The 13,700-nt window shown below is 39.1% G+C and carries 9 protein-coding genes; 6 read left to right on the forward strand and 3 right to left on the reverse strand.

The features are described 5' to 3' along the window. Positions 1 to 236: 236 nt before the first annotated feature. The 3 genes from nrdA to yfaE are packed head-to-tail and all read left to right on the forward strand — an operon-like array spanning position 237 to position 3,985. A complete protein-coding gene (nrdA, locus tag ACGHEH_RS10465; RefSeq protein ID WP_390444892.1) occupies positions 237 to 2,522 on the forward strand; it encodes a class 1a ribonucleoside-diphosphate reductase subunit alpha in 2,286 nt (761 codons plus the stop codon). A 60-nt stretch (positions 2,523 to 2,582) separates the two neighbouring features. Further along, a complete protein-coding gene (gene nrdB / locus ACGHEH_RS10470; protein ID WP_138482323.1) occupies positions 2,583 to 3,713 on the forward strand; it encodes a class Ia ribonucleoside-diphosphate reductase subunit beta in 1,131 nt (376 codons plus the stop codon). Continuing rightward, positions 3,713 to 3,985, forward strand: coding sequence for a class I ribonucleotide reductase maintenance protein YfaE (gene yfaE / locus ACGHEH_RS10475; protein WP_390444895.1), 273 nt, complete (start codon positions 3,713 to 3,715; stop codon positions 3,983 to 3,985). The genes nrdB and yfaE overlap by 1 nt, the downstream gene beginning before the upstream one ends. 2 nt (positions 3,986 to 3,987) lie before the next feature. On the opposite strand, the gene ACGHEH_RS10480 is transcribed toward yfaE, so the two are convergent. Then, complete coding sequence (locus ACGHEH_RS10480; RefSeq protein ID WP_390444898.1) at positions 3,988 to 4,512, reverse strand: YaeQ family protein; 525 nt, start codon at positions 4,510 to 4,512, stop codon at positions 3,988 to 3,990. A gap of 139 nt (positions 4,513 to 4,651) precedes the next feature. Here ACGHEH_RS10480 and ACGHEH_RS10485 point away from each other — a divergent pair, with 139 nt between their 5' ends. Beyond that, on the forward strand, positions 4,652 to 7,138 hold the full coding sequence (locus tag ACGHEH_RS10485) for a TonB-dependent receptor (RefSeq protein WP_390444901.1): 2,487 nt from the start codon (positions 4,652 to 4,654) through the stop codon (positions 7,136 to 7,138). Between the two features lie 130 nt (positions 7,139 to 7,268). Beyond that, a complete protein-coding gene (locus tag ACGHEH_RS10490; protein WP_390444903.1) occupies positions 7,269 to 10,013 on the forward strand; it encodes a methyl-accepting chemotaxis protein in 2,745 nt (914 codons plus the stop codon). A 59-nt stretch (positions 10,014 to 10,072) separates the two neighbouring features. Here ACGHEH_RS10490 and ACGHEH_RS10495 read toward each other — a convergent pair whose 3' ends face one another. Next, positions 10,073 to 10,999 carry an electron transfer flavoprotein subunit alpha/FixB family protein gene (locus ACGHEH_RS10495; protein ID WP_390444906.1) on the reverse strand — a complete coding sequence of 309 codons (927 nt, stop codon included), beginning with the start codon at positions 10,997 to 10,999 and terminating at the stop codon, positions 10,073 to 10,075. Further along, positions 10,996 to 11,748, reverse strand: coding sequence for an electron transfer flavoprotein subunit beta/FixA family protein (locus tag ACGHEH_RS10500; RefSeq protein WP_390444909.1), 753 nt, complete (start codon positions 11,746 to 11,748; stop codon positions 10,996 to 10,998). The genes ACGHEH_RS10495 and ACGHEH_RS10500 overlap by 4 nt, the downstream gene beginning before the upstream one ends. Before the next feature lie 284 nt (positions 11,749 to 12,032). Between ACGHEH_RS10500 and ACGHEH_RS10505 the strand changes: the two genes are divergently transcribed. Next, positions 12,033 to 13,679 (forward strand): electron transfer flavoprotein-ubiquinone oxidoreductase, encoded by a 1,647-nt coding sequence (locus ACGHEH_RS10505; RefSeq protein ID WP_390444912.1) that lies wholly within the window; start codon positions 12,033 to 12,035, stop codon positions 13,677 to 13,679. Positions 13,680 to 13,700 lie beyond the last annotated feature (21 nt).

The raw sequence follows: 13,700 nt of genomic DNA on the forward strand, positions 1-13,700 counted from the left end.
TGATTTCCTGCTGAGGTTACTTGCGTCAAACCTCAAAAGGTTAATAGTTACTAACACTTTTTATTTATCCCAAACTTATCCACATTTGTGCATTTACCTTTCTATTGCAAATTAAATTGAACCCCACTATCTTGTGATCCCAATCAGAAGAACCACCATATATAGTGGTCAAAACCTGAGCTTTTTTTCGCCAATTATTTTTTAAATATTCAATCCGAAGGATTACAGGCACAGCTATGAACCAACAGTTATCTGTCAGTAAAAGAAACGGCCGCAAAGAGCCGCTCGATCTCGATAAAATTCACCGCGTCATTACCTGGGCTGCAGAAGGCTTAGATAATGTTTCAGTTTCTCAGGTTGAGTTAAAGTCACACATTCAATTTTATGATGGGATCCGTACTGAAGATATACATGAAACTATCATTAAAGCTGCTGCCGATTTGATCGATAAAGACTCTCCGGATTACCAGTATCTTGCTGCACGTCTAGCTATTTTCCATTTGCGGAAAAAAGCATATGGCCAATTTGAACCACCACGTTTATATGACCACATTACGAAGCTGGTTGAACAAAAGCGTTATGATCAACACCTTCTTATCGATTACACCGAGCAAGAAATTGATGAGCTTGATAACTACTTAGATCACAGCCGTGACTTAAACTTTAGCTATGCAGCGGTGAAACAGTTAGAAGGTAAGTACCTTGTACAAAACCGTGTAACTGGCGAAATCTATGAAAGTGCTCAGTTCTTATATATTCTTGTAGCTGCGAGTTTATTCTCAGATTACCCTAAAGAAACACGTCTTGATTTCATCAAACGTTTCTATGATGCGGTATCTTTATTCAAGATTTCATTACCGACACCTATCATGGCAGGTGTTCGTACACCAACGCGTCAATTCAGCTCTTGTGTATTAATTGAAACGGGTGATAGTTTAGACTCAATCAATGCGACTTCATCAGCAATTGTTAAATATGTCAGCCAACGTGCTGGTATCGGTATAAATGCTGGTCGCATTCGTGCGTTAGGCAGCCCAATTCGTAACGGTGAAGCTTACCACACAGGTTGTATTCCGTTTTATAAGCACTTCCAAACGGCTGTTAAAAGTTGTTCACAAGGTGGTGTGCGTGGTGGTGCTGCTACCCTATTCTACCCGCTTTGGCATTTAGAAGTAGAAAACCTACTGGTACTTAAAAACAACCGTGGTGTTGAAGAAAACCGTGTTCGTCACTTAGATTACGGTGTGCAGTTCAACAAAACAATGTACGCTCGCCTTATCAAAGACGACTACATCACATTGTTCAGCCCGTCAGATGTGCCGGGCCTTTATGATGCATTTTTTGAAGATCAAGAAGAGTTCGAGCGATTATATACGCAATACGAGCAAGATGAGTCTATTCGTAAAAAGCGCATTAAAGCGATTGAGTTATTCTCTATGTTCGCGCAAGAGCGCGCGAGTACTGGCCGTGTTTACTTGCAAAACGTTGACCACTGTAATACGCATAGTCCGTTTGATTCAAAGGTTGCACCTATTCGTCAGTCTAACTTATGTCTTGAAATTGCGCTGCCAACAAAGCCGCTTTCACACATTAATGACCCAGAAGGTGAAATCGCGCTATGTACGCTATCAGCGTTTAACCTTGGCGCAATTGAATCTCTAGATGAACTTGAAGAGTTAGCTGAACTTGCTGTTCGTGCACTTGATAATCTATTAGATTTCCAAGACTACCCAGTTCCTGCTGCTCACACTGCAACTATGGGTCGTCGTACGCTAGGTATTGGTGTAATTAACTATGCTTATTATCTTGCCAAAAATGGCGTTAAATACTCTGATGGCAGCGCGAATAACCTAACACACCGCACATTTGAAGCGATTCAATACTATCTAATGAAAGCTTCAAATGAACTTGCCAAAGAGCGCGGTGCATGTCCTAAGTTCAATGAGACAACGTATTCAAAAGGTATTATGCCAATTGATACATACAAGCGCGACCTAGATAACATTTGTAGCGAAGAACTTCGTCTTGATTGGGATGCGCTGCGCGCAAGCATTCAAGAGCATGGTATGCGTAACTCGACTGTATCGGCACTGATGCCATCAGAGACCTCATCACAGATCTCAAATGCGACAAATGGTATTGAGCCGCCTCGCGGCCATATCAGTGTTAAAGCAAGTAAAGATGGTATCTTGAAGCAAGTTGTACCTGAGTACGAAAAGCTAAAAGATCAATATGAGCTACTTTGGGATATCCCTTCGAATGACGGTTATCTTGGTCTAGTAGGTATCATGCAGAAGTTTATCGACCAAACTATCTCTGCTAACACGAATTATGATCCAACTCGCTTTGAAGGTGGTAAAGTACCAATGAAGCTGCTTCTTAAAGACCTACTTACTGCTTATAAGTTGGGTGTTAAGACACTTTATTATCACAATACACGTGATGGTGCCTCAGACTCTCAAGACGAATTAAAACCAGAAATTGAAGATGATGGCTGCGAAGGCGGCGCGTGTAAAATTTAATTAAGACGTGAGTAAGCATTGTACTTACTCACTTTTTTGCGTTATCGAGTATTAAAAAATATGTCTTATTCTACATTTAGCAGAAATCATAACGACCAGTTAAAAGAACCAATGTTTTTTGGTCAAACTGTAAACGTGTCACGTTATGATCAGCAGAAATACCCTATTTTTGAAAAGTTAATTGAAAAACAGCTCTCTTTTTTCTGGCGTCCAGAAGAAGTTGATGTGTCTAAAGATCGCTTAGATTTCCAAGCGTTACCTGAGCATGAAAAACACATTTTTTTAAGCAACTTGAAATATCAAACATTGCTAGATAGTGTACAAGGCCGTTCGCCGAATGTTGCATTATTGCCTATCGTTTCAATCCCAGAGCTTGAAACTTGGATTGAGACTTGGGCGTTCAGTGAAACAATTCATAGCCGTTCATATACACATATTATTCGTAACGTAACGCAGTCACCTGAAGTTATCTTTGACGACATCGTAAGCAACGACAAAATCAATGAGCGTGCTGATGCGGTTACTAAATATTACGACGAACTAATCGAAAAGGTATCAATTTATAACCTTTACGGTGAAGGTAAGCATGTAATTAATGGTGAAGAAGTTCGAATTAACTTATTTGAGCTTAAGAAGCTACTTTATCTTTGCATCATGTCTGTAAACATTTTAGAAGCTATTCGCTTCTACGTCAGCTTCGCTTGCTCATTTGCTTTTGCTGAGCGTGAACTAATGGAAGGTAACGCAAAGATCATTAAGCTTATCGCTCGTGACGAAGCCCTTCACCTGTCTGGTACACAGCATATTCTTAATATTATGCAAGAAGGTAAAGACGATCCTGAGATGTCTATTGTTGCAGCGCAATGTGAAGCTGAAGCAATTCGTATGTTCGAAGAAGCTGCACAGCAAGAGAAAGAATGGGCTGAATACTTGTTTAAAGATGGTTCTATGATTGGTCTAAACAAAGACATCCTTTGCCAATATGTTGAATACATTACTAACACACGTATGTCAGCTGTTGGTTTAAAGCCTATTTTTGAGACTAAGAGCAATCCAATCCCGTGGATCAATGCCTGGTTGGTATCAGACAACGTGCAAGTGGCTCCGCAAGAAGCAGAGATCAGCTCTTACCTAGTCGGCCAAATCGACTCTCAAGTCGATGCATCTGACTTTGGTGATTTCGATTTATAATGAATTCGAAACCCAGTTCTAAAATATCTATTGAAGAACATTCTGAGCCGCTAACATTTACGGCTCAGTGCCCTTCAATACTAGATGCACTCGAAAAAGCAAATATTGAAGTTACTTATCAATGTAGAGAAGGCTTTTGTGGTGCATGTAGAGCCAAACTTAACTCAGGTGAAGTGATTTACAACCAAGAGCCGTTAGCATTTGTAAGAGATGGCGAAGTGTTAATGTGTTGCTCTAAACCTTTAACTGATATTTCAATCACATTACTTTAGTTTTAACAAAGTTGTTTTACTTCTGTTTGATAATAACCTGACTTATCACTCACACTCATCGAATTCTGTTCAATTAAAATGTCCCAATGCATACTATTGGTTAGATTTGTTTTTAGATCTTCTAAGAAGCTAGCTTTAATGCTAAAAATACTAATATTGTGGTGTTGTATTAAGTGTGATGAAACTTCTTTGTACCAATTCTCACCATCGATAGTTAAAATCAAAAGTCTATTATAAAGTTTACATAGTCGGGTAATTTCGCTTATGTCTAACTCTGACACATATAAAGCTAAGACAATCTTTTGCTCATCGTTTTCACACCAAACATCCGGATACGATTTGTCTGACTTTTGATTCAAAAAAGTACGTTGATTATAAGAAAGTGCACAAAACCCTAGTATCCTAAGTAAAAAGTGCTCTAGACTTTCTCTTTTTGCAACAGCAGCTGTAAACACTTCTATATGATTTGCATGGTGAAAAAGATCCGCCACTTTTAACCTTGCTTTAAAGACAAAAGGTTTGCTCATCAGATACTCCTATCCCTAATGAACTAACTTTAGGTCAAAAATGCGATAATTCAACAAAGCTACAGTATAACATTCGTTGATCGCAAGCATAGTGTTGTTATACCATAACCATAACTGAGAACATTAATGAAGTACTAAGATGAAAAAACACTCTATAATTGCGACTGCAATTCTGACAGCTTTGTCTGCAGGCAATGTATATGCTGCGCAAATCACTGGCAAAGTGATTGACTCAAACAAACAACCTATATCTGGTGCTAAAGTTCACCTACATGGTAAAAAACAATCTGTTATTACTGACAGGTTTGGTAAATTTAGCATCAATACTGATTCTGATAGTCAGCTACACATCACTAAAAACAACTACATCGACCAGCGAATTGATATCAAAGCAGATCAAGGTAACGTACTAGTGTCTTTAGAGCCTAGTTCAGTTGAAAGCATTGTTGTCTATGCCTCTGCCCTTCATAAAAATAATTTAGAAATGGCGTCACCTGTTTCAGTTCTATCTGGCGATGAATTGAAAAAGCAAGCTAAGCCAACTCTAGGCGAGACACTTAAAGGCCAACCAGGTATTAATGCTAGCTACTTTGGGCCAGTATCTTCTAGCCCAATTATTCGTGGCTTAGATGGTCCAAGAGTAAAAATTACGCAAAATGGTTTAGATAGCAGTGATGCGTCAAGAATTGGCCCAGATCATGCGACAACTAATGAGAGCTTATCTGCCGAACAAATAGAGGTATTACGTGGCCCAGCAACCCTACTTTATGGCTCTGGTGCAATAGGTGGTGTTGTAAACGTCGTAGATAACCGTATTCCGACAGACATCATTGAGACGTCAACAGGTGCCGTTGGGTATAGTTTTGATACTGTCTCAAATACAAATACTTATGCTGCCTTATTCGAAACAGGTAAAGATGGATTCAATTTCCATTTTGACGGTGTAGTAAGAAATGGTAAAGATTATGACTCTCCTGAATACCCTTCTCATGAAGAACATAGTGAACATGAAGAGCACGGTGAACATGAAGAGCACGGTGAACATGAAGAGCACGGTGAACATGAAGAGCACGGTGAACACGAAGAACTTTTAAAATCAGTACCCAATACATTCATCGACTCTCAACAAGTTAATTTTGGTACAAGTTATGTAAATGACCACCTGACCGTGGGCTTCTCATTTGGCAGAATTGATACAGACTATGGAATTCCTGCGCATAACCACGCTCATCACGACCATGACCATGACCATGACCATGACCATGAAGAGGGTGAACATGAATCTCATGAAGACGAAGTCCATGACGAAGAAAGTGTTTTTGCACGAGTAAAACAAGACCGTTGGCAAGCACTTTTAAATTACGCACTTCACAACGATTACATTGAAAACATCAATGTGAAAGCAGGTTTCACAGATTATCAACACAGTGAGATTGAAGGTGGCGCTGTAGGCACAACTTTCAAAAATAAAACGTCTGAATTGAGAACGAGTGTTGAGCATAAACTTGCTGGCTGGCATGGGATTGTTGGTTATCATTTCTCTGATAGTGATTATGAAGCACAAGGTGCTGAAGCATTTACACCAGCTACTGAAACAACGAGTCATGCACTTTATGTTTTAGAAGAAAAGCAGTTTGGTGATTTTACCCTTGAGCTTGGTGCTCGAATTGAAGATTACCAACTTTCTAGTGTCATCTCTGAGGAATCACACGAAGAACATGACGATCACGATCACGATCACGATCACGATCACGAAGAGCATGAAGAAAAGCGTTTATTTGCATATGAGTTAAACCAAACTAATATGAGCTTCTCAATTGGTGGTGTATATGATTATGCAGAAGGTCAGAACATTGCTGTTAACTTGTCACACTCAGAACGCTCACCTTTAACCGCTGAACTACTTTCTAACGGTACCCATATCGCAACAAGCACTTATGAGCTAGGTCTTGGTTATCATTTAGAAGATGGAGAAGCCCACTTCGAACCAGAAGACATTCAGCAAGAAGTTTCGACAAACTTTGACCTCAGCTTTAGAAAGTTCACTGGTGATTTTGGTTACACACTAAACTTCTTCTATAACGATGTAGAAAACTATTATTACCAAGAAAATACAGGCCTAATTTATTCTTCTGAACACGGTATTGAAGAAGCAGATCATGAGCATGAAGGTGCGTTACCTGTATACCAATTCAAGAGCCAAGATGCTGAGCTATATGGTTTTGAACTAGATACTCACTACAAGCTGAATGAAGAAAACACGGTTAAGCTATTTGCTGATTCAATTACGGCAAAACTAAAAGACTCAAGTTATTTACCTCGTATTCCAAGCAATAAAATTGGAATTAAGTACGAATACGCACTCGACAATTTAGTTGCTGACTTAACTGTGACGCGTTACGCAAGTCAAAATAACATTACGTCTTATGAGAGTAAGACAACTGGTTATACATTAGTAGATTTAAGTATGCAGTATGATTTTGATATTGCAGGCAATGACGTAATGGCTTATTTCAATATTGATAACTTAACAGATGAATTAGGCTTCGTTCATACCTCTGTAATTAAAGAGCAAGCACCGCTTCCTGGCAGAAACTTTAAATTAGGTGTCAGAGCATTCTTCTAAATTTAAAGTAATCACACTAAAAAAAAGGCCAATTTATTGGCCTTTTTTTTATTTTATTCCTTACAAAACATTGAATTAATATTATATTTCACTAGCCTTCATAATACTGAAATAAATTTAGGGAGTGAAGATGAAGACTGTTAAAGCCAAGTTACTCAGCACAGTTTTTGGTGGATTAGCCTTAGTACTTCTCAGTGCAATGTTCGCGATTAACTCTGTTAAATATATTGCAAAAGAATATGATGTTCTAATAGAAGAAGAGTTAAGTGCACAATTAAAAGTTAACCTCATCTTAAATACTTTCAAAACTCAGGTCCAAGAGTGGAAAAATATTCTTATTCGTGGTGAAAACCCTGATCAATTCGAGAAATATTTAAAGCAATTTACAGAACAAGAAAAGGTTGTACAAAACCTAACTTCTGAGCTTATGGCAAAAGCCTATTTGCCAGAAGCTATTCGGTCACAACTTAATAAATTTAAAACTGAGCATAATAAGCTTGGCGAATTATATCGTATTGGTTTGTCTGATTTTGAAAATGCGAATTACAATACGCAAGCAGGTGACAAAGCCGTTAAAGGTATAGATAGAGCAGCTGCAACTCAGCTAAAAGAACTCAATCAATCCATAGATAAGTATGTTGACAATGCAGTAAAAAGACTGCGTGATGAAAAAGAAACTGCGATTTTTGAAAGCACTGTAATCATCCTAGCTGTTTCATTTATAGTAATCGTGATAATGGCATTGTTAATTCAGCGTTGGATCACTCGGCCTATAAAAATAGCGTCACAAGTTGCAACTGAAATATCTGACGGTAATTTAGAAAACAGCATCAACTCAACTAGTAAAGATGAGATTGGCGCTTTACTTACTTCGCTCGATAAGATGCAAACCAACATTCGTGAAGCTAATGAGCAATTGACCCAACAAATGCTCCTGCAAAAATTACAAGCTGAAGAAAGCGGCCGAATTAAACAAGCACTAGACAAGGCATCTTCCCCAGTTTTACTTTACAAAGCAAATAATGAAATTATTTACACTAATAATGAAACAAATACACTATTAAATCGCTATCAGAGTTTAATCAACAGTCCTTCAACACTGATTGGCTCTAATATTATTCAAATATTGTCGAGTAAGTATGAACAACAAATTGAACAAGCTAAAAGCCAACAAGTTCAATTCGAAATGAATGTAGAGCATGTTTACCTAAATATTACAGCGACCCCTGTTTTAAATAATGCTAGTGATGTAATTGGTGTGGTCGTTGAACTCAATGATCTAACCGGACAGAGAAACACAGAAAATAAAGTAGACGACATTATTAATGCTGCGGTAGCAGGCCAATTGGACGCCAGGTTAGACGTAGACAACCTAAACGGCTTTATGCTGACACTAAGCCAAGGCATCAACCGCTTGCTTGATGCCATTGTATCTCCAGTCATGCAAACAGAAAAATATCTTACAGCCATTTCACGTGGTGAAATACCAAATAAAATTGAAGGGAGTTACCAAGGCGACTTTTTAAAGATAAAGCAATCTTTGGAACAAAGCGCAAAAGCGATTAAGTTACTAATTTCTGACTCTACGTATTTAGTAAATTCAGCTTTAGCAGGTGAGCTTTCTAATCGCGCAGATAGCAATGCACATAATGGAGAATTTAAATCAATTATCACAGGGATAAACAAAACACTTGATGCAATCATACAGCCAGTCCAACTCACGTCTAGCTACCTTGATAATATTGCCGTTGGACAATTACCCAATGTTGATAAATCACAATTCAAAGGCGATTTTGAGAAAATTCTGACCAGTTTTGAAACTAGTATTCATGCCATTAACTTGCTCTTAAATGACACTTCAATGTTAGCTAGTGCTGCTAATTCTGGTGAGCTATCAAAGCGTGCTGATGTCGAGTTACACCAAGGAGCTTATAGAGACATTGTTTCATCAATTAATGATACGCTAGATGCAATCTCTACCCCGTTACAATCTTGTATCGCTGTCATGAATGCCTTGGAGCAAGGCAATCTAACTAAAAAAATCAATGGTAACTACTCTGGTGATTTTGCAAGTCTCAAAGACTCAGTAAACCAAAGTATTGAAAATCTTGCTGCTATGGTCACCGAAATTAATGAAACAGCTAATACGGTAGCGAATGCTTCAGCGCAAATAAGTCAGTCAACACAGGAGTTGAATTCATCCACAGAATCACAAGCGGCTTCAATTGAAGAAACTACCGTATCTATGGGTGAAGTGACTGATAAAGTCAATAGTAATACCAAACATGCACAAACCGCAAATGAACACGCACAAAATGCCGACCAACAAGCCATTGAAGGTGGAGAGTTAGTCAATAACACTGTAATTGCAATGAAGGCTATTAGTGATAGTTCAAATGAAATTTCTAATATCATTGATGTAATCAATGGCATTGCATTTCAAACTAATCTACTTGCGCTCAATGCCGCCGTTGAAGCCGCGAGAGCAGGTGAAAAAGGTCGAGGATTTGCTGTGGTTGCCGCTGAAGTGCGTCAGTTAGCACAACGAAGCTCAGATGCTGCTAAAGAAATCTCTGGTTTACTGAAAGACAGTGCCGATAAGGTTGAAAATGGTTTGATGCTTGCTGAGCAATCTGGCAATACCTTACATGATATTGTAAGTAGCATACAGACTCTGTCGAATCTTATGAATGACATTGCATTATCAAGTAGTGAGCAGTCAAATGGTGTATCACAAATCAATATTGCCATTAAACAATTCGACCAAAGTGTTCAACAAAACAACTCACTTGTCGAGCAAACCCGTCATGCTGGCGCGTCTTTAGACAAACAAGCCTCGCACTTGAAAGCTTTAGTCAGCCAATTTACTGTGTAATAAAAAAGCCGCGACCATGAAATGGAGCGCGGCTTTACAACCAGAAACTATCGTTGTTCTTATAATGCGTTTTCTAGTTCAGGCAACACATCAAATAAATCTGCTACTAGACCATAGTCAGCAATTTGGAAAATTGGTGCATCCGGATCTTTGTTGATAGCAACAATCACTTTAGAGTCTTTCATACCTGCTAAGTGCTGAATTGCACCGCTTATACCAACTGCAATATATAAGTCAGGCGCAACAATCTTACCTGTTTGACCTACCTGCATGTCATTTGGTACAAAGCCAGCATCAACCGCAGCACGTGAAGCACCAATCGCAGCGCCTAATTTATCTGCAATACCATTTAGTAGTGCAAAGTTTTCGCCATTCTGCATACCACGACCGCCTGAAATCACGACAGGTGCTGCATTTAATTCAGGACGCTCTGATTCAGTTTGCTCAACTGAAACAAACTCAGAAAGAGTATTATCAGCACCACTTTCAACAGATGAAACTGCAACTGCAGCCTGCTCACCTTGCGCATCAAATGCACTTGCACGCACTGTAATAATCTTTTTATCTTCAGAAGATTTAACCGTTGCGATTGCGTTACCCGCATAAATTGGTCGCTTGAAAGTATCTGCATCAATAACATCAATGATTTCAGAAATCTGCGACTTATCAAGTAAAGCAGCTACACGAGGTAAAGTGTTTTTACCTGTAGTTGAAGCACTCGCTAGAATATGTGAGTAATCAGCAGCAAGCTCTACAACTAAGTCCGCGGTACTTTCTGCTAGCTGATGTTCAAACACAGGCTTATCTGCAACAATTACTGACGTAACACCTGCGATTTTAGCAGCAGATTCAGCGACAGCTGCTACTGAATGGCCTGCAACTAACACAGTGATATTGTCTGAAATCTTTGCAGCTGCACTGATAACTTTAGCTGTTTCAGGTTTAAGAGCGCCCTGCTCGTGCTCTGCAATTACTAATACACTCATGAGATCACCTTAGCTTCAGTTTTTAATTTATTGACAAGCTCTGCTACATCTTCAACTATTATACCTGCTTCACGCTTCGCTGGCTCTTCAACTTTTAAAAGCTCAGTTCGAGGTGCTAAATCAACACCTAGGCTGTCAGTTGAAATTACGTCTAATGGCTTACGTTTTGCTTTCATAATGTTAGGAAGAGAAGCATAACGGGGTTCATTTAATCGTAAGTCTGTTGTAACAACTGCTGGAAGTGATAGAGACACAGTTTGTAAACCACCATCAACTTCACGAGTAACTAATGCTTTACCACCTTCAACAACCACTTTTGAAGCGAATGTGCCTTGGCTACGACCTGTTAATGCCGCAAGCATTTGACCAGTTTGGTTGTTGTCAGAATCAATCGATTGCTTACCTAAAATAACTAATTCAGGTTGTTCTTCTTCTACAAGTTTACTTAGCAGCTTAGCAACGTGAATCGACTCAAGCTTTGCATCTGTATCGATTTGAATGGCTTTGTCAGCACCTAGTGCTAGTGCGGTACGAAGCTGCTCTTGGCAAGCTTTATCACCAATAGACACAGCAATCACTTCTGTCGCAATGCCAGCTTCTTTTAATCGGATGGCTTCTTCTACCGCAATCTCACAGAAAGGGTTCATTGCCATTTTTACGTTCGTTAGATCAACATCACTGTTATCAGGCTTTACTCTTGCCTTGACGTTGTAGTCAATCACGCGTTTGATTGGCACAAGTACTTTCATAGTTACTCCATGATCTGGTTAATTCTTGAAGATGACGCTAACGTCAATACATTTATTTAATGTAATCAGCCTACTTCCTGTTGACGTAAACGTCAACCTAAAATAACCTTAGATTAACTTATAAAAAACTTAATATTTAAATAAACGTTTATTTGGCAATCCGTCAGCCATTTTAATGTGTTCAGAGTCATTTAATAGCGGTCAAGATCAAGGTTGCGTCATATAACTAGTTCACAATAAAACATTTAAACGTTTACGCTACCGTCAAGATAAGTGAGGATAATATGGTCGAACGCGAAACGATGGAGTTTGACGTTGTAATTGTTGGCGCAGGACCTGCTGGCCTTTCATGTGCAATTCGTCTGGCTCAACAAGCAAAACAAAAAGAACAAGAATTAATGATCTGCGTTGTTGAGAAAGGCTCTGAAGTCGGCGCACATATTTTATCTGGTGCTGTATTTGAAACCAAAGCACTGGATGAATTATTACCGGAATGGAAAAATTTAGGTGCACCTTTAAATACGCAAGTCACCGAAGACGAAATATATCTATTCAAAAATGAAGAAAGCGCCACCAGCATTCCGCATTTTGCGATCCCAAAGACATTCAAGAATGATGGCAACTATATTGTGTCTATGGGTAATGTATGTCGCTGGCTGGCAGAACAAGCTGAAAGTTTGGGTATTGAGGTATTCCCAGGTTTCAGTGCGCACTCTCTCATTATTGAAGACAATCAAGTGAAAGGTATTGTCACAGGTGATATGGGCCTTGACAGAGAAGGTCAGCCGAAAGATAGCTACATGCCTGGTATGGAGCTTAGATCAAAATACACTGTGTTTGCTGAAGGGTGCCGTGGTCATTTAGGTAAACAGTTAATTAAAGAGTTTGAACTCGATAAAGATTCAACACCACAACATTATGGCTTAGGTTTTAAAGAGATCTGGCAAATAGATCCGAGTAAGCACAAAGAAGGTACGGTTGTACACGGTACTGGTTGGCCACTAACCGGTGATACAACGGGTGGTTCATTTATGTACCATGCTGAAAATAATCAGGTCGTTGTGGGTCTTATTATTGACTTAAATTACTCGAATCCACATTTGAGTCCATTTGATGAATTCCAGCGAATGAAACACCACCCTGTTTTTAAAGAAACACTAGAAAGTGGTGAGCGCATCGCCTATGGTGCAAGAGCTATTGCAAAAGGTGGTTTCCATTCGCTGCCTAAAATGCATTTCCCTGGCGGCTTATTGATTGGCTGTGATGCGGGTACGTTAAACTTTGCCAAAATCAAAGGTAATCACACCGCAATGAAATCAGGCATGTTAGCTGCCGATGCAATTATAGAAGCCCTAGTGCAAGAAAACCCAACGGCTGATTTAAGTACATTTGCCGAGTTATTCAAATCAAGCTGGTTGTATGATGAGCTATACCAATCGCGCAACTTCGGCCCTGTCATTCATAAATTTGGCAGTATATTAGGTGGCGCTTACAACACGCTGGACCAAAACTTTTTTAATGGCTCTTTGCCATTCACATTTAAAGACACAACCTTCGACCATGAATGCATGAAACCTGCGAGTGAATGTGACACCATTAGCTACCCAAAACCTGATGGTAAACTCAGTTTTGATAAATTATCTTCTGTATTTTTATCAAATACTAACCATGAAGAAGTACAACCTTGTCACTTGCAGTTAAAAGACAAAGCGATCCCTATCAACGTTAATCTTGTAAAATTTGATGAGCCTGCACAACGTTATTGCCCTGCTGGTGTATATGAGATTTCTGAAAATGAAGGTGAAAAGCAGTTTGTTATTAATGCCCAAAACTGTATTCATTGTAAGACCTGTGACATCAAAGATCCTTGTCAAAACATCACTTGGGTGACACCTGAAGGGACTGGAGGTCCTAACTACCCGAATATGTAAAGCTATATTCCTATACCTAAA

This window comes from Pseudoalteromonas sp. MTN2-4 (genome assembly GCF_042848605.1).
Lineage (GTDB): Bacteria > Pseudomonadota > Gammaproteobacteria > Enterobacterales > Alteromonadaceae > Pseudoalteromonas.